Source organism: Pantoea sp. SGAir0430 (assembly GCF_043549295.1).
Genome location: NZ_CP039427.1, coordinates 1,239,747 through 1,258,047 on the forward strand (window position 1 = coordinate 1,239,747; position 18,301 = coordinate 1,258,047).

At 57.6% G+C, this 18,301-nt stretch carries 13 protein-coding genes and 1 other RNA gene; 5 read left to right on the top strand and 9 right to left on the bottom strand.

Annotated elements, in window-relative coordinates; genetic code table 11:
• Positions 1-7 precede the first annotated feature (7 nt).
• The 5 genes from sufS to sufA are packed head-to-tail and all read right to left on the bottom strand — an operon-like array spanning position 8 to position 5,141.
• On the bottom strand, positions 8-1,231 hold the full coding sequence (gene sufS, locus E7738_RS05950; protein WP_338670297.1) for a cysteine desulfurase SufS: 1,224 nt from the start codon (positions 1,229-1,231) through the stop codon (positions 8-10).
• Positions 1,228-2,505: a Fe-S cluster assembly protein SufD gene (gene sufD / locus E7738_RS05955; RefSeq protein WP_394516205.1), complete on the bottom strand. Its 1,278-nt coding sequence runs from the start codon at positions 2,503-2,505 to the stop codon at positions 1,228-1,230. Before sufD ends, sufS begins: the two co-directional genes overlap by 4 nt.
• Positions 2,480-3,226, bottom strand: coding sequence for a Fe-S cluster assembly ATPase SufC (sufC, locus tag E7738_RS05960; protein WP_021506231.1), 747 nt, complete (start codon positions 3,224-3,226; stop codon positions 2,480-2,482). The genes sufD and sufC overlap by 26 nt, the downstream gene beginning before the upstream one ends.
• Positions 3,227-3,265: 39 nt before the next feature.
• Positions 3,266-4,759 (bottom strand): Fe-S cluster assembly protein SufB, encoded by a 1,494-nt coding sequence (gene sufB, locus E7738_RS05965; protein ID WP_021506232.1) that lies wholly within the window; start codon positions 4,757-4,759, stop codon positions 3,266-3,268.
• A gap of 7 nt (positions 4,760-4,766) precedes the next feature.
• A complete protein-coding gene (gene sufA, locus E7738_RS05970; protein ID WP_010616252.1) occupies positions 4,767-5,141 on the bottom strand; it encodes a Fe-S cluster assembly scaffold SufA in 375 nt (124 codons plus the stop codon).
• A gap of 390 nt (positions 5,142-5,531) precedes the next feature.
• Between sufA and E7738_RS05975 the strand changes: the two genes are divergently transcribed.
• The gene (locus E7738_RS05975; protein WP_021506233.1) at positions 5,532-5,936 is read left to right on the top strand and encodes a hypothetical protein; all 405 of its coding nucleotides are present in this window, start codon (positions 5,532-5,534) and stop codon (positions 5,934-5,936) included.
• 30 nt (positions 5,937-5,966) lie between these two features.
• Here the strand turns inward: E7738_RS05975 and E7738_RS05980 are convergent, their stop codons facing one another.
• Positions 5,967-9,020, bottom strand: coding sequence for a D-2-hydroxyglutarate dehydrogenase YdiJ (locus E7738_RS05980; RefSeq protein ID WP_152391073.1), 3,054 nt, complete (start codon positions 9,018-9,020; stop codon positions 5,967-5,969).
• A 204-nt stretch (positions 9,021-9,224) separates the two neighbouring features.
• On the opposite strand from E7738_RS05980, the gene ydiK reads away from it, so the two are divergent.
• Positions 9,225-10,337 (top strand): AI-2E family transporter YdiK, encoded by a 1,113-nt coding sequence (ydiK, locus tag E7738_RS05985; RefSeq protein WP_021506235.1) that lies wholly within the window; start codon positions 9,225-9,227, stop codon positions 10,335-10,337.
• Positions 10,338-10,667: 330 nt separating this feature from the next.
• Positions 10,668-10,775, top strand: an RNA gene (gene rprA, locus E7738_RS05990) — antisense sRNA RprA.
• 140 nt (positions 10,776-10,915) lie between these two features.
• Here rprA and ppsA read toward each other — a convergent pair.
• The gene (gene ppsA / locus E7738_RS05995) at positions 10,916-13,303 is read right to left on the bottom strand and encodes a phosphoenolpyruvate synthase (protein ID WP_058757679.1); all 2,388 of its coding nucleotides are present in this window, start codon (positions 13,301-13,303) and stop codon (positions 10,916-10,918) included.
• Positions 13,304-13,750: 447 nt separating this feature from the next.
• Here ppsA and E7738_RS06000 point away from each other — a divergent pair, with 447 nt between their 5' ends.
• Positions 13,751-14,578, top strand: coding sequence for a posphoenolpyruvate synthetase regulatory kinase/phosphorylase PpsR (locus E7738_RS06000; protein WP_021506237.1), 828 nt, complete (start codon positions 13,751-13,753; stop codon positions 14,576-14,578).
• Positions 14,579-14,728: 150 nt separating this feature from the next.
• Positions 14,729-15,775 carry a 3-deoxy-7-phosphoheptulonate synthase gene (locus tag E7738_RS06005; RefSeq protein WP_021506238.1) on the top strand — a complete coding sequence of 349 codons (1,047 nt, stop codon included), beginning with the start codon at positions 14,729-14,731 and terminating at the stop codon, positions 15,773-15,775.
• A gap of 6 nt (positions 15,776-15,781) precedes the next feature.
• Here the strand turns inward: E7738_RS06005 and E7738_RS06010 are convergent, their stop codons facing one another.
• Together E7738_RS06010 and E7738_RS06015 are read right to left on the bottom strand one after the other, a co-directional pair.
• The gene (locus E7738_RS06010; RefSeq protein ID WP_394516206.1) at positions 15,782-17,221 is read right to left on the bottom strand and encodes a protein adenylyltransferase SelO; all 1,440 of its coding nucleotides are present in this window, start codon (positions 17,219-17,221) and stop codon (positions 15,782-15,784) included.
• 97 nt (positions 17,222-17,318) lie between these two features.
• Complete coding sequence (locus tag E7738_RS06015; RefSeq protein ID WP_166718736.1) at positions 17,319-18,062, bottom strand: EAL domain-containing protein; 744 nt, start codon at positions 18,060-18,062, stop codon at positions 17,319-17,321.
• Positions 18,063-18,301 lie beyond the last annotated feature (239 nt).

Here is an 18,301-nt window from a genome sequence, read left to right on the forward strand (position 1 = left end):
AATCTGCTCAACCGCCCAGCAGACGATGAATGCGCGTCAGGCCAGCCGCCAGGCGATCGGCTTCCTCTTCGCTATTGTAGAGCGCGAAAGAGGCGCGACACATCGCGGGCACCGCATAATGACGCATCAGCGGCATGGCACAGTGGTGGCCGGTGCGGATGGCAATGCCGTACTGGTCGAGGAAGCTGCCAACGTCAAACGCGTGGTGCTTACCGAGGTTAAACGCCACCACGCCGCTGCGCTCGGCCGGGCCGTAAATAACCAGGTCCGGCACCGACGCCAGCTTGTCCAGCGCGTAACGCATCAGCTGGCTCTCGCGCTGATGGATCGTCTCCAGACCGAGTTCGCTGATCCACGTCAGCGCCGCGCCGAGACCGATAATGCCGCCGGTGTTCGGCGTGCCGGCCTCAAAGCGCCACGGTGCGCCATTCCAGGTGGTGCCGGTGGGCAGCATGACCTGATCGATCATCGAACCGCCGCCTTCCCACGGTGGCATGATCTCCTGCAGCGCCTTACGCGCGTACAGCACGCCAATCCCGGTCGGCCCATAGATTTTATGGCCGGAGAACACGTAGAAATCGCAGCCGATATCCTGCACGTCAACGGGATGGTGCATCACAGCCTGAGCGCCGTCTACCAGCGTCACCACGCCCGCGGCTTTCGCCTGCGCCACGATGGCTTTCACCGGGTTAACCGTGCCGAGCACGTTGGAAACATGCGTCACGGCCAGCAGGCGCGTACGGCTGTCGATCAGCCCCGCCAGCTGTTCCAGCGCCAGCTCGCCGTTGTCGTTAAGTGGCAGCACGCGGATTTCCGCGCCGGTGCGCTGGGCCACCATCTGCCACGGCACGATATTGGCGTGGTGCTCCATCTCGGTGACGATCAGGTTATCGCCCGGCTGCAGCTGACTGCCGCCCCAGCTGTTGGCCACCAGATTGATGCCTTCGGTGGTGCCTTTCACGAAGATGATCTCTTCCGGCGCAGCGGCACGCAGAAAACGCGCCGCCTGGGCACGCACGTTTTCCATGTCGCTGGTCGCCTGTGCGCTCAGCGAGTGAATGCCACGGTGCACGGCCGCATAGCCGTGTTGATAGAAGTGACTTTCCGCGTTGATCACCGCGAGCGGGCGCTGTGCGCTGGCCGCGCTGTCAAGGTAGGCCAGCGGATGTCCGTTGACCTCACGACTCAGAATCGGAAACTCCGCTCTGACTCGTTCGAGATCGAAACTCATGACTCAACTCCCGGGAAACGATCGGTAATACGTTGCAGTACCACCTGACGCAGCGCGTCATCTTCCAGCGCTTCCGTCAGTTCAGCGGCGAAAGCATGGATGATCATCTGCTGCGCCGCGTCTTCGGCGATGCCGCGCGAGCGCAGGTAGAACATCTGCTCATCGTCGATGCGACCGATAGTCGCGCCATGGCTGCACTTGACGTCATCGGCGTAGATTTCCAGCTGCGGCTTGGTGTCCACTTCCGCCAGGCGACCGAGCAACAGGTTGTTGTTGGTCATCTGGCCATCAGTTTTCAGCGCGTGCTGTGCCACTTTGATGTGGCCGTTAAACACCGAGCGCCCTTTGTCACGCGAAATGGTTTTGTGCAGTTGGCGACTCAGGCAGTGGCCTTTGTTGTGCTCCAGATAGCTGCGCGTATCCGCCACTTCGCTGCCTACCGGCAGCACCAGGCTGTTCAGCGACAGCTGGGTGTTCTCACCGTTCAGCTGCACGCTGGTGTTGTGACGCGACAAACCGGCACCCAGCAGGAAGCTGGTGCTGCTCACCTGCGCGTCACGGCCAATCACGATGTCGTTGTGCGCAAAGTGGTAGCTGCTGCTCTCTTCAAACGCCAGCTTGGTATGCTTCAGCTGCGCATTGTCGCCCACCACAAAGGTAAAGCGCGCGCCGGTGAAGTGGGCGCTGCCATTCAGCGTCACGTAATGCTCGATCACCTGCGCTTCCGCGCCGGACTCCAGCTCCAGATGGTGACGATGATGCACCGTGTTGAGCGCATCCGCCTGGCCGCTGGTAATGTGCAGCAGATAGAGCGGCTGCGCTGCAGCTTTGCCGCGCGGCAGACGAATCGAGGTCACCTCTTCCGCCAGACTTTCCGTCAGGTGCAGGAACACCTCCGGCTGTACCGCAGCCGGTAACGGACGTCGCTCAGCGGCACGGCTGTGCTGCACGTCAAACAGACCGGTGTCACGCGCGCTCAGCTCAGGCTGGAAGCGACCGTCGACGAACACCAGGCAAATCGCGTCCAGCGGCAGCGCCAGCGCAGCCACCTGCTCAGCGCTCACGCCTGGCGCTTCCGCCTGCACGAACTGCTGTGCCAGCAGGCTGTCCAGCGCGGTGTATTTCCAGTTTTCATGCTTGCGCGTCGGCAGGCCAACACGCATCAGTTGCTGCCAGTGCTGCTGTGCCTGCAGCGAACGCTGTTCGCCGCGTGACTCAAACAGGTGATGCCACTGCTGCAGCGCGTTATCACTCCTGGTCGGTAAGCCAGCCATAGCCTTGCTCCTCCAGCTGTTTCACCAGCGTAAAGTCGCCAGACTTCACGATTTTGCCCTGATACAGCACGTGCACGTGATCTGGCTTGATGTAATCCAGGATGCGCTGGTAGTGCGTTACGATGATGAATGAGCGCTTGCCGTCGCGCAGGCTGTTAACGCCTTCTGCAACAATTTTCAGCGCATCGATATCCAGACCGGAGTCGGTTTCATCGAGGATGCACAGCTCAGGCTCCAGCGCCGCCATCTGCAGGATGTCGTTACGCTTCTTCTCACCGCCGGAGAAGCCGACGTTGACGGAACGGGTCAGCAGATCTTCCGGCATCTTCAGCAGCTTGATCTTGTCTTCGATGAAGTCCTGGAAGTCGAAACGGTCCAGCTCTTCCTGCTCACGGTATTTACGTACCGCATTGACCGAAGTCTGCAGGAAAAACTGGTTGCTGACGCCCGGGATCTCGACCGGGTACTGAAACGCCATGAAGATGCCCTCACCGGCACGCTCTTCCGGCTCCAGCTCCAGCAGGTCTTTGCCTTTAAAGGTCACGGAACCGCCGGTGATTTCATAATCTTCACGACCGGCCAGCGTGGCAGACAGGGTGCTCTTGCCGGAACCGTTCGGGCCCATGATGGCATGCACTTCGCCCGGCTTAACCTCGAGGTTCAGACCGCGCAAAATCTCTTTGTCTTCAACGCTAACCTGTAAATCTTTAATGCTTAACATACTCTTTCCTTCACATTGCTTCCGGCAACGCGTGTGGCATCAGCCGACACTGTGCTCAAGGCTGATCGCTAACAGTTTTTGCGCTTCCACGGCGAATTCCAGTGGCAGCTCGGAGAAAACGTCTTTGCAGAAGCCGTTGACGATCATCGAGATCGCATCTTCTTCGCTAATGCCGCGCTGCAGGCAGTAGAACATCTGATCTTCACCGATGCGAGACGTCGTGGCTTCGTGCTCAAGCTGCGCGCTGTTGTTGCGCGTTTCCACATACGGGAAGGTGTGCGCACCGCAGTCCGGTCCAATCAGCATCGAGTCACACTGGGTGAAGTTACGCGCGTTAGTCGCAGTCGGCATGATTTTCACCAGACCGCGGTAGGTGTTCTGGCTCTTACCAGCCGAGATACCTTTCGAGATGATGGTCGATTTGGTGTTTTTACCAATGTGAATCATCTTGGTACCGGTATCGGCCTGCTGGCGACCGCTGGTCAGCGCGACGGAGTAGAATTCGCCCACTGAGTAATCACCGCGCAGGATGCAGCTCGGGTATTTCCAGGTGATGGCTGAGCCGGTCTCGGACTGCGTCCACGACATCTTGCTGTGCTCGCCTTCACACAGCGCACGCTTGGTCACGAAGTTGAGGATACCGCCCTCGCCTTCTCCGCCCGGGAACCAGTTCTGCACCGTGGAGTATTTCACTTCGGCGTTTTTGTGGATGATCACTTCAACCACCGCTGCGTGCAGCTGGTAGGTGTCGCGCACCGGCGCTGAACAGCCTTCGATGTAGCTGACGTAGCTGTCTTCATCAGCAATCAGAATGGTACGTTCGAACTGGCCGGTTTTCGCCGCGTTGATGCGGAAATAGGTCGACAGCTCCATCGGGCAACGCACGCCTTTCGGGATGTAGACGAAGGTACCGTCGGACGCCACCGCCGAGTTGAGCGCAGCAAAGAAGTTATCGTTGTGCGGCACCACGGTGCCAAGATACTTCTGTACCAGCTCCGGATGATCGTGGATCGCTTCACCGAAGGAGCAGAAAATAATGCCCTGCTCAGCCAGCTTGTCACGATAAGTGGTCGACACGGACACCGAGTCGAAAATGGCGTCCACCGCCACTTCTCTGCCTTCACGCACCGGCACGCCCAGCTGGTTAAACGCGTCTTCCACTTCTTTGGTCAGGTAATCGCTGGAGGCGACGCTGCCGGACGTCTGGGTGGCACCCGGTTCAGAGGCACAGCTGTCATCGCAATTGCCGCAGGACGGCGCGGAATAGTAGCTGTAATCCTGATAATCGAGCTTGTCGTAGTGCGCTTTCAGCCAGTGTGGCTCTTCCATCTCCAGCCAGGCGCGAAACGCCTTGAGACGGAACTCCAGCATCCACTCGGGTTCGTTACGTTTGGCCGAAATGGCACGCACCACATCTTCATTGATGCCGTGTGCCAGTTCGTCGGTTTGCAGCTGGGTGAAGAAGCCTTCTTTATAGTTCAGGCTGCCTTCCCAGGTTTGTACATCGTCAGATGCTTCGCTGTGTCGTGACATATTTCACTTACTCGACGCCAAAGCTTTCACCGCACCCGCAGGCGTGCTGAGCTTTAGGGTTGTTGAATTTAAAAATCTGGTTCAGGCCTTCGCGGACATAATCCAGCTCGGTACCGTCAACAAACGGCATCGCCTGAAGCGGCACAAACAGTTTTGCGCCATATTGCTCGAACTGCAGGTCGTCATCGGCAGGCGCTTTCACCAGATCCATAACGTACCCAAAACCGGCACAGCCGGACTGTTTCACACCCAGTTTCAGGCCCTTAACTTCCGGGTCCTGTTCCACCAGGCTGAGAATCTGTTTCGCTGCCGACTCGGTCAGCGTGAGCCCTTTCCAGACGAATTCGTCAGGTGAAAAAGACGCTGCATTTACTGATGACATAGTGCTACCTCGTAAGTCTGGGCCTTTTCAGGCTATCCCCCTATGGTAGTGATATCACATATCACTTCAACCTCTTGTTTTGCAGGGATAATCATCTCGTGCTGTTTTTTACTGCTGCTTTATTAAGCATAGTCCCTTCCCACCAGCTTGTGCGCGCCATTCCCGCGCGCGCCGTCAAAACGTAACCTGTTCATAAGCCGTAAATTTTCCAGTTCGCTTTTTACGTTTATGCTCTGATTGATAGGTTACGCCTTTGCTGAATGTAAAGAGATTGTTATTGCCGATTTTTGTAACAGGCAAAGGAAATCAATAAAATTTCACGGCGGGAATTGCATTCCTGGCGCGGTTTAATATGATAATGATTATCATTAACCTACTTTGGGTGGCGACATGACGCTTTCCGTCTCAGCCTGGTTACAACACAAAATCGACGAATATAAGTTTTCGGTCCGCGATATCACCGTCGACTTCTATCTGGCTCAGGCAAAGCTCAACCGCACCGATTGTTCCATTGAACAACTGCGTCGTTTTAACGATACCTGTCTCGACATGGCCGAAATCTGCCAGCTGAACGGCGACGATCACAGCTACCTGCACGCGATGGGCAAGCTGCACCACCGCTTAGTACAGGAGATGGGCAATGCCGATCGCGATCGCCTGTTCCGTATTCAGGCTTACCAGCTGGCGCGCCTGTCGCTGACCCGTTTGTGTCATCAACTGGCGCTCAGCGGCGACTGGGACCAGGCGACCCGCCTGCAAAGTGATTTCGTCCGCCACGCAGGCTGGATATTCTAATCCAGCTTTGTGACGGCTCCTACAATTTGTTTACATCAATTCCAGCAAAGCCTGTAGCGGATGGCGCATACCGTTGCCCTCGGCGCGTTTCACCTGGCTGCGGCAGGAGAAGCCGGTCGCCAGACAGCGCTGACGCGGCAGCTTCTGCAGTTGCGGATGCCACGACAGTTCATAAATGCCCAGCGAGTTGGCCAGGTTTTTACTCTCGTGACCATAAGTGCCGGCCATGCCACAGCAGCCCACGTTGATGTTCTCCAGCTTCGCGCCAAAACGGGCAAAAATAGCCTGCCACTGATTGGGCGTTGACGGCAGCGCCGTGACCTCAGTGCAGTGGGCAAACAGATACCAGGCTTCGCCGCTGGCGATCTGCACCTCGCGCCCGGCCAGCACGCCGTGCAGCCATTCATGCACCAGCTGCACACTGAACGCGCCGCGCTGCTCGCCCAGCACCTGCTGATATTCGTCGCGATAGCACAATACCGTGGCCGGATCGACACCGACCATTGGCACACCGAGCTGCGCCACCCGGTTGAGGAATTCGGCGGTTTTGCCGGCGGTGCGGGCAAAGCGCTGCAGAAAACCTTTCACGTGCTGCGCTTTCCCGTTAGGTGAGAACGGCAGCAGCACCGGCCGGTAGCCGAGTTTTTCAATCAGCCGGATGAAATCGGTCACCAGCTGCGCTTCGTAATAGCTGGTAAACGGATCCTGCACCACCAGCACGTGCTGTTCGCGCTGGGCCGCATCCATCGCCTCCAGTTGCTCCAGCGTGACCCGCATCGCCGGGTGGCCGCTCAGCTGCTGCTTCAGGCTCGGCGAGGAGAGCAGCGGCAGATCCACCATGCCGATGTGGCGCTGGCTGAGGTCGCGCATCCACGGCTGTTTCAGGAAGAAGTTGAACACCCGCGGTGCTTTCGCCATCAGCGGCGCATAGCTTTCAACCGACGCCACCAGATGGTCGCTGACCGGGCGCAGATAGCGGGTGTGATAAAGCTGCAGGAAGCGCGAGCGGAAGTTCGGCACATCGATTTTAATCGGGCACTGGGTCGAACAGGCTTTACACGCCAGGCAGCCGGACATCGCCTCTTTCACTTCATGCGAGAAGTCATATTCGCCCTGCTTCGCATGCCACGAATTGCGCGTGCGCTGAATCAGACTGCGCAGGCTGGCGCCCTGTGCTGGCAAGGCCTGCTCCAGCTTAAGCGGGTCGACGCCCTGCTCCGCCAGCAGGCGCAGCCACTCACGCGTTAGCGTGGCGCGTCCTTTTGGCGAGTGGATACGGTTACGGGTGATTTTCATCGACGGGCACATCGGGCTGCGCACGTCAAAGTTAAAGCACAGTCCGTTGCCGTTACACTCCATCGCGCCGCGCCAGTCATTGCGTACCGTCAGCGGAATCTGGCGATCCCAGCTGCCGCGCGTGGCGGCATCGACCTGCATCATGGGTTCGTCGTTACCCAGCGGCGTACAGATTTTGCCGGGGTTGAGACGGTTATCCGGATCGAACGCCGCTTTGATGCGACGCAGCTCATTAAACAGCGTTTCGCCAAAGAACGCCGGACTGTACTGGGCGCGAAAGCCTTTGCCGTGCTCGCCCCACAGCAGACCGCCGTAGCGCGCGGTAAGCGCCACCACTTCGTCCGAGATCTGCTTCATCAGCATCTCCTGCTGCGGATCGCACATGTCCAGCGCCGGACGCACGTGCAGCACGCCGGCATCCACGTGACCAAACATGCCATAGCTCAGGCCGTGGCTGTCGAGCAGCGCACGAAAATCCACAATGTAATCCGCCAGATGCTCCGGCGGCACGGCGGTGTCTTCCACGAACGGAATCGGTTTGGCGCGCCCTTTGGCGTTGCCAAGCAGACCTACCGCTTTTTTACGCATGTTATAGATGCGCTCAATGCCCGCCAGATCATCACACAGCTGATAGCCCATCACGCCACCCTGCTGCTGCGCCATCAGCTCATCCAGCCGCGCGCACAGCGTGGTCACCTGCTGCGCAATCAGCGCCGCATCGTCGCCGGCAAACTCGACAATATTCAGGCCGAGCATCTCTTTACCTGGCACATCGGTGATCAGCTCGCTGACCGAATGCCAGACGATATCCTCGCGCGCCAGGTTCAGCACTTTCGAATCCACCGTCTCCACCGACAGGGCCTGCGCCTCGACCATAAAAGGCGCATTGCGCAGAGCGGAATCGAATGAATCGTACTTAATGTTCACCAGCCGGCGCACTTTGGGAATGGGTGTGATATCCAGCCGGGCTTCGGTGATAAAGGCCAGCGTACCTTCGGCGCCGCACAACAGGCGCGTCAGGTCGAAAGTTTGCAAATCATCACTGAACACATGGCGCAGGTCATAACCGGTGAGGAAGCGGTTCAGTTTGGGGAATTTTGCCAGAATCAGCTCACGCTGCTCGCGGCAGCGGTTAAGCACTGCTTTATAGATGCGCCCTTCAGCGGTCGGCGTCGTGGCCAGCTGTTCCGCCAGCGCGGTCGGCATGGCGCGCGTATCAAGAATTTCGCCGCCCAGCAGCACGGCACGCAGGCCTTCGACGTGATCGGAGGTTTTGCCATACACCAGCGATCCCTGACCGGAGGCATCGGTATTGATCATGCCGCCCAGCGTGGCGCGGTTACTGGTCGACAGCTCCGGAGAGAAGAAAAAGCCGTACGGCCTGAGCCAGGCGTTGAGCTGGTCCTTCACCACGCCGGCTTCAACCCGCACCCAGCCCTGCTCGGTGTTGATCTCGAGGATGCGGTTCATGTAGCGCGACATGTCGACCACAATGCCCTGATTGAGCGACTGCCCGTTAGTGCCGGTACCGCCGCCGCGCGGGGTAAACACCAGGCTGTTGAAACGCGGCTCACCAGCCAGTCGGGCGATCAGCGCCACGTCCGCCGTTGAACGCGGAAACAGCGCCGCATCGGGCAGGAGCTGATAGATGCTGTTATCGGTGGAGAGCGTGAGGCGGTCGGCATAGCTGGTCGCGGTGTCGCCGGTAAAACCTTGTTCTTTCAGGGACTGCAGGAATGTCAGCACCAGTTGAACGAGGCCTGGCGCCTGAGAAATCTGTGGGATCATTATTTCGTGACCGGGATGTTGTAAACGTTTGCGTGGTTAATTTTTTTCAGCTCTTGGTTGTATCACATTTTTTTGCCGCCCGCTGTTTTTTCAGGAAAACGGCCGCGTCGCGCTGCTTTTTCTGTTTAATTTTCAGGAAATAGATCATCATTGTGAAGGCGCCGCGGAGCGCCCTCCTGAAGGATTACTGAGGTCTGTGTTGTGATGAAAAGCCTGCAACGCGGTGTGGATCTACCGCAAATGTTGTTCTCGCTGATGTTTATTTTGCTGATGATCATTGCCTGTCTGTGGGTGGTGCAGCCGTTCATTCTCGGCTTCGCCTGGGCCAGCATGGTGGTGATTGCCACCTGGCCGCTGATGATTCGTCTGCAGCAACTGCTGTGGGGTCGCCGTTCGCTGGCGGTGATTGCCATGACGATTCTGCTATTGCTGCTGTTTATTATTCCTATCGCGCTGCTGGTCAGCAGCCTGATTGATAACAGCGCGCCGGTCATCGCCTGGGCGACCCAGCGCCATCTGGTGCTGCCGGATCTCGCCTGGCTGCGCGATATTCCCTATGCCGGACGCAAACTCTATTCCAGCTACCATAAACTGATCGACGGCGGCGGCGCGGCGATCATGAGCCAGGTGCAGCCTTATATTGGCCGCACCACCGGCTTCTTTGTCGCCCAGGCCGGACACTTTGGCCGTTTCATGCTGCACCTTGCCCTGATGCTGCTGTTCAGCGTGCTGCTGTACTGGCGCGGTGAGCAGGTCGGTCTCGGCATCCGTCACTTTGCCTACCGCATGGGCGGACGGCGCGGTGACGCCGCCGTGCTGCTGGCCGGTCAGGCGATCCGTGCCGTGGCGCTCGGCGTGGTGGTGACCGCGCTGGTGCAGGGCGTGCTGGGCGGCATCGGCCTGGCGATTTCCGGCATTCCGTATGCCACGCTGCTGACCGTATTAATGATTCTTACCTGCCTGGTGCAGCTTGGACCGTTGATTGTGCTGGTGCCGGCAATTATCTGGCTCTACTGGAGCGGTGACACCACCTGGGGCACGGTGCTGTTAGTGTGGAGTTGCGTAGTCGGCACGCTGGATAACGTGCTGCGTCCGATGCTGATTCGCATGGGCGCTGATTTACCGATGATTCTGATACTTTCCGGCGTCATCGGCGGGCTGATCGCCTTCGGTATGATTGGACTGTTTATCGGTCCGGTCGTACTGGCGGTCTCTTACCGGCTGGTTTCGGTGTGGATGCATGAAGCGCCGGCGCCGGATGACGATCCGGAAACGGCCATCGAAGCACTGGCCGAACACGAAGAGCCGCAGCCGTAACGCGCTTCCGACGCATAACCGGGCGCCCAGCCCGGTTTGCTTATCCGCTTTTCCCTCTCCGCACCCATCGCGATTTGCATTAGTCAGCCGTGGTTAACACTCATTAATCCGTACCACTTAATTTCGCGGCACAATAATTTTTTCCATTAGTGATTTTTAAGAAAAAACGCACTTTTCAGCGTTTAAGCCCGATCGCACCGATAAAATGATTATTTTTCGCACTGATTCCTGTGCCGGATGGGTCATAAAACGTAATGAAAGATTATCAGCTTTAAACTAATAAGAGGATTCTTAAAGACGCCAGCGGCGGCGGTGAATAACATGTTCACTATGTTTTAAATCAAGCCACTGATTTTTAAACAACCTTTTTCCCCTGAGTAAAGTGAAGAATTGCTGTGTGTAGTCTTTGCCCATCCCCTGTGATGGGCTTTTTTTTGCCTGCAATTCAGCGATAAACAGAGCGGCCCGGCGGCGAACGCCGTCAGCGCTGGGTTTATGGCAATCTTATGTTTTGAAAAGTGGGATGGGATAAGGGACAGGTGCCCGACGGTTGCCGGGCACCAGGCAGGTGTAACAGATTACGCTTTGGCCGCGTCCAGCTCAGCCAGGCTCAGCCAGGTTTCCACCACGGTATCCGGGTTGAGCGACAGGCTGTCGATGCCCTGCTCCATCAGCCAGGCAGCAAAGTCCTGATGATCGGAAGGCCCCTGGCCGCAGATACCGACGTATTTGCCCTGCTTCTTCGCTGCCTGAATCGACATCGACAGCAGCGCCTTCACCGCATCGTTACGCTCATCAAACAGCGCCGACACCACGCCGGAGTCGCGATCCAGCCCCAGCGCCAGCTGCGTCATGTCGTTGGAGCCGATAGAGAAGCCGTCAAAGTGCTGCAGGAACTGCTCTGCCAGCAGCGCGTTGGACGGGATCTCACACATCATGATCACCTTCAGTCCGTTCTCGCCGCGTTTCAGGCCCTGCTTCGCCAGCTCGGCCACCACGGCCTCGGCCTGATCGACGGTGCGTACAAACGGCACCATGATCTCAACGTTGGTCAGCCCCATGTCGTTGCGCACGCGCTTCACAGCTTCGCACTCCAGCGCAAAGCAGTCGCGGAAGCTGTCGGCCACGTAGCGTCCGGCGCCGCGGAAGCCCAGCATCGGGTTTTCCTCTTCCGGCTCGTAACGCTCGCCGCCGACCAGGTTGGCATACTCGTTGGTTTTGAAATCCGACAACCGCACAATCACCCGCTTCGGCGCGAAGGCCGCGCCCAGCGTGGCGATCCCTTCGGTCAGCCGCGCGATGTAGAATTCCACCGGATCGTCAAAGCCTTTCATCATCTGACCAATCTGCGCCTGCAGTTCCGGCGTCTGCTGATCAAACTCCAGCAAGGCTTTCGGGTGCACGCCAATCATGCGGTTGATGATGAACTCCAGACGCGCCAGCCCAACGCCTTCATTTGGCAGGCAGGCAAAGTCAAACGCGCGATCCGGGTTACCGACGTTCATCATAATTTTCAGCGGCAGATCCGGCATGGTATCAACCTGCGAGCTGGTGACTTCAAAGTCCAGCAGATCGTTATACACATAGCCGGTATCGCCTTCGGCGCAGGACACCGTGACCTTATGACCGTCCTTCAGGTGCTCGGTGGCGTCACCACAGCCCACCACCGCCGGAATGCCCAGCTCGCGCGCAATGATTGCCGCGTGACAGGTCCGGCCGCCACGGTTGGTGACGATCGCCGACGCCTTCTTCATGATCGGCTCCCAGTCCGGGTCGGTCATGTCGGTGACCAGCACATCGCCTTTCTCGATGCGGTGCATCTCGCTAATGTCGTGAATCACCTTCACTTCACCCGCACCGATGCGATGGCCGATGGCCCGGCCTTCCACCAGCACGCTGCCTTTGCCCTGCAGGCTGTAGCGTTCCATCACCTGTCCGTTGGAACGCACCGTTTCCGGCCGCGCCTGCACGATGAACAGTTTGCCGGTGTGGCCATCTTTGGCCCATTCAATATCCATCGGACGCTTATAGTGCTGCTCAATCAGCACCGCCTGGCGCGCCAGCGCCTGCACTTCGTCATCGGTCAGGCTAAAGCGGTCTCGCTGTTCCTGTTCCACGTCCTCAATGCGCACCTGTTCGCCGTGCTCCTGCGAATCGGCATACACCATGCGGATCTTCTTCGAGCCCAGGGTACGGCGCACAATCGCCGGGCGATTAGCAGCCAGCGTCGGTTTGTGCACGTAAAACTCATCCGGGTTAACCGCGCCCTGCACCACCATTTCGCCAAGACCGAACGCCGAGGTGATGAACACCACCTGGTCGAAGCCGGATTCGGTATCAATGGTGAACATCACGCCGGAGGAGGCGAGATCGGAACGTACCATGCGCTGCACACCGGCTGAGAGCGCCACGCCACGGTGGTCGTAGCCCTGATGCACGCGGTATGAAATGGCGCGATCGTTAAACAGCGAGGCGAATACGTGCTTCACGGCCACCAGCACCGCGTCGAAGCCCTGCACGTTAAGGAAAGTTTCCTGCTGGCCGGCAAACGAGGCATCGGGCATATCCTCGGCGGTGGCCGAAGAGCGCACCGCAAAGGAGGCTTCGGCGTCATCAGCAGAAAGTTGTTCATAGGCGCTGCGGATCGCCGCTTCCAGCTCTGGCTGGAAAGGCGTATCCACCACCCATTGACGAATCTGTTTGCCGGCCTGCGCCAGCGCTGCAACATCATCAATATCCGTGTTGTCCAGCAATGCATAAATACGCTGGTTCAGTCCGCTTTGGTCGAGAAACTGATTAAAAGCGTAAGATGTCGTCGCGTAGCCGTTTGGCACGGATACCCCGAGCGACGACAAATTGGTAATCATTTCTCCCAGGGAAGCATTCTTGCCCCCTACCCGATCAACATCATGCATGCCAAGCTGGTTGTACCAGAGCACTAGCGACTGTTGGTCTTGATTGGACATTGAGATTATCCTTTTAAATGATTGGAGCACATGGAACATTTTGCTATTCGCCAAATCAGCCTGGCACAATCAATTAATAAAGACTAAGTGTTGAATCGTTAAAGCAGAAAATCAGCGTTAAAATCGGATTACTCCCCGAAAAGCGCCTTGTTGCGCAACGCAGCTATTTTTTCCAACCTATTGGCAATGCGATATTTTTCACTTTTTCATGAGGTTAGACGCGTTTTTTGTTGCGCAACGCTTGCCGTTTTTATTTTGCGCCCGCGCGGGCAAAAGCGAGAAATTAGCGCTGAACAACCCGGCTTTTCATCTATGATGGGTAATCAGCGCAGCGTAAAAATAGATTATTCGCCGGCCAGATATGGATATTTCATTTTACCCTTAGTGAAAATGGAATATTTTAGGCGATAATGTTACGCAAAAGTAAACAAAAGCATGAGGTCAACCATGAGCACTGAACGCAGCGTATTCTATATCTCTGACGGCACCGCCATCACCGCGGAAGTGCTGGGCCACGCGGTGCTGTCACAGTTTCCGGTGAATACCAACAGCGTGACGCTGCCGTTCGTGGAGAATGTGCAGCGCGCCCAGGCGGTGAAAGCCCAGATCAATGCGCTCTACCAGCAGAGCGGCGTGCGCCCGCTGGTGTTTTTCTCGATTGTCACACCAGAGGTGCGCGACATCATTCTGGAGAGCGAAGGCTTCTGCCAGGACATCGTGCAGGCGCTGGTGGCACCGCTGCAGAGCGAACTGGGCGTGGCCTCAATGCCGGTGGCGCACCGCACCCACGGCCTGACCGCCAGTAACTTAGGCAAATACGATGCCCGCATCGCCGCGATTGATTACACCCTGGCGCACGATGACGGTATTTCGCTGCGCGGGCTGGAAGATGCGCAGGTGATTTTGCTGGGGGTATCGCGCTGCGGCAAAACCCCGACCAGCCTGTATCTGGCGATGCAGTTTGGCGTCCGCGCGGCTAACTATCCGTTCATCGCCGATGACATGGATAATCTGAAACTGCCGCCTGCGCTGCGCGCCCATCAGCACAAGCTGTTTGGCCTGACCATCGATCCGGAACGGCTGGCGGCGATTCGTCAGGAGCGCGCTGAAAATACCCGCTATGCGTCAATGCGTCAGTGCCGGCTGGAGGTCGGTGAAGTGGAAGCGCTGTTCCGCACCCATCAGATTCGCTATCTCAACAGCACCAATTACTCTGTCGAAGAGATCGCCACCAAAATCCTCGACATCATGGGCCTGCGCCGCAGCATGTACTGACCTCACCTGCCAGGTTGTAAAGCCTGGCTGCCGTCAGTAATGAATAGCCTTTTGATTTAGCTGGTTGAATTCACGGGCTAATGGTTTATTGTGATCATCATCACTTCCCGGTATTTCACCGCTGCGAAGAACAGATTTTTGAGAATCCCAATGAACAAAACTGATGAACTGCGCACCGCGCGCATCGGCACGCTGCTGACGCCGGCCGCGCTGGCGCAACAACACCCCATTTCGGCGGCGATTGCCGCTAACGTTACCGCCGCGCGTCAGCGCATCGCGCGCATCCTGACCGGTGAAGATCCACGCCTGCTGGTTATTATCGGCCCCTGCTCGCTGCACGACCCAAAGGCCGCACTGGAGTACGCAGAGCGTCTCAATCTGCTGCGTGAACAGCACAAGGACCGGCTGGAAATTGTGATGCGCGCCTACTTTGAGAAGCCGCGCACCGTGGTGGGCTGGAAGGGTCTGATTTCCGATCCGGATCTCGATGGCAGCTTCGACGTCAACCGCGGCATCGCTATCGCGCGCCAGCTGCTGCTGGATATCAACGCCATCGGCATGCCAACCGCCACGGAATTTCTCGATATGGTGATCGGCCAGTTTATTGCCGACCTGATCAGCTGGGGCGCGATTGGCGCGCGCACCACCGAGAGCCAGATTCACCGTGAAATGGCCTCGGCGCTCTCCTGCCCGGTGGGCTTCAAGAATGGCACCGACGGCAACGTGCAGATCGCGGTTGATGCGATTCGTGCCGCGCGCGTCAGCCATATGTTCCTGTCACCCGACAAAACCGGGCAGATGACGATTTATCAGACCAGCGGCAATCCGCACGGTCACGTGATCCTGCGCGGCGGGCGTCAGCCGAATTATCACGCTGAAGATGTCGCCGCTGCGGCAGCCAACCTGCGCGACTTCAACCTGCCGGAACAGCTGGTGATCGACTTCAGCCACGGCAACTGCCTGAAGCAGCATCGCCGCCAGCGCGATGTGGCGCAGGACGTGGCGGCGCAGATCCGCGCCGGTTCGCGGGCAGTGGCGGGAGTGATGATTGAGAGTTTCCTGCAGGAGGGTAATCAGAAAGTGGTGAGCGGCCAGCCGCTGACCTACGGCCAGTCGATTACCGATCCGTGCCTCGGCTGGGATGACAGCGCGGAGGTGCTGGCACTGCTGGCGGCTGCCGTGGACAGCCGCTTCTGATGCCTGCTAGCTGGAGCAGCTTACCTCCAGCGTTTTTCCCCACTCCGGCGGCCGCTGGCGCAGTTCCGGACTGATGGCCGCCTCGTTAAACGGCTGCTGCAGCGCCAGATGTAATCTGGCCAGCGCCGCCGTTTCCCCCTGCTCAACCTCATCGATCACCTGCTGGGCCAGATAGTTGCGCAACACCAGCGCCGGGTTAGCCGCTTTCATGACTGCCTGACGCTGCGCATCGCTGACGCCATCCTGCAGCAGGCGCTGGCGATAGCCGTGATACCAGCGGTCGAAGGCGTCACGGTCGATAAACTCATCGCGCAGCGGTGAACGCGTCTCTGCCTGCTGCGTCTCGCTCAGCAGGCGGAACGTCAGGGTGTAATCGCTGTGCTCTGCCGTCATCAGCGCCAGCAGGTCAGTGAGAATGGCGTTATCCCCCGCATCGGCGGTCAGTAACCCGAGCTTCGCGCGCATTTTCTCGCCCCACACCCGCATCAGCTCGCTCTCGTAATGGCTGAGCGCCTGTTTCAACTGTTCCGTGCTCAGCAAACCGGACAGCGCATGCGCCAGGCGGTTAAGATTCCACAAGCCGATCATCGGCTGGTTGCTGAAGGCGTAGCGCCCCTGATAGTCGCTGTGATTACAGATGAAATCCGCATCGTAGTCATCGAGGAAACCGTAAGGCCCGTAATCGAGCGTCAGGCCGAGGATCGACATATTATCGGTATTCATCACGCCATGCGCGAAGCCGACGCTCTGCCACTGGGCAATCAGGCTGGCGGTGCGTTTGACGATATCGGTAAACCACAACAGGTAGCGATCGGCCTCCTGCTCCAGCTGCGGCCAGTGATGATGAATCGCGTAGTCCGCCAGCTGGCGCACTTTCTCCGGCTCGCCGCCGTAATAGAAATGCTCGAAGTGACCAAAGCGCAGATGGCTGTCGGCGATGCGCATCAGCATCGCGCCGCGCTCGCGGGTTTCACGCTGGACCGGTTCGTCGCCAATGGCCAGCGCCAGCGCGCGCGTGGTCGGGATGCCAAGATGGTGCAGCGCTTCCGAGGCGAGAAACTCGCGCACGCTGGAGCGGATCACCGCGCGGCCATCGCCCATGCGTGAATAGGGGGTCAGGCCCGCGCCTTTCAGATGCCAGTCAAGTTTGCGGCCGTCGGCCAGTTGCTGTTCGCCAAGCAGCAGACCACGTCCGTCGCCCAGCTGGCCAGCCCACACGCCAAACTGGTGCCCGCTGTAGACCTGCGCCAGCGGCGACATGCCGGGAAGTAACGCTGCGCCATACCACACGCCGTGGCCTTTGCCAGCAAACAGCGCGGCATCCAGGCCCATCTCCTGCGCCAGCGCGACATTGTGATAACACAGCCGCCCGCCGGCAAGCGGCGTTGGGTCCAGCGCGGTGTAGAATCCCGGCAACGTCTGCTGCCAGCTATTAATAAATTGCATCGACACTCCGGAAGGTGCGCAACGATGCGCCACCCGCATTGCGTTTAAAGATAAAGCGTAGTCTACCGTCGGGGTGACGGAGAAGACAGATGAAAGGTTACTGCTGTGAAGGCGTGGTGAGCGTGACGTGCGGATAGATGAGATCGCTTAACCGTTCCGCTTTAACCACCGGGAACAGGCTGCCCTGCAGCTGCGCGCCGCTCAGGGAACTGACTTTCTCCAGCAGGGCATTATCGTCAACGCCACAAATAATTATTTGCGGGGCGTAAGCGGAAAAATTATCGATAACAGTCTGAATAAATGGCGTAAATGAGGCACGTTTCGCCAGTGCATGAATAAACGCTTTGTCCATTTTTAACACGCTAAACAGATTTTCGTATACTGCCGTAGCCGGTGCTTTTCCTGACCCAAATTGAGAAAGCGATAAGCGAAATTCCTGTTGCAGGCGTGCTAACAGCGGCTGCTTTTTGCCAGCCGATAATTGCGGAAACGTTTCACTGATATCCAAAACAATAAAGGGAAGTTGTTTAAATTTCCTTAAGAGAAACTCACTGGCCAATAGCGTCGTGGCCATAGATTCATCAATACGAACCAGCGCGATAATTTGATGTAACTCAAAAAAGTCACGGTACTTTTCCAGCAGCACTAACTGGCTCTGCAGCAAACGTAATTGCTGGGCATCGTCAAGCTGCGGCAACAGCAAGTCCTGCGGCAGCGTAATCGGCGCACTGTCATGAACAAACTGGGTGACCAGCTCAACCGCAGTCAGCTGGCCCGCCAGGGAATAGGCAGGATAAAACCAGGTTTCCGACTGATAGTCGGCAGATAAATGGACTTTCATTTTTTACAGCCAGATGCAGTGGCAATTGGCGCATCGTATATCAATGAAAACGGTCAGGCAATAGGACCAAACGTTAGAAGAGACGCCGTTTTCTGTCTAATTACCGACTTTTCTGCATCAAATAATACTTAAGCCAAATGATCCAGGTTAATGTCCATACTGATTAAATTCACTGACGTCTATTTTTAGTCGCAAACCCGATTGCGGTAAAGTGCCATTTTAAATGAGAGTTATATCTG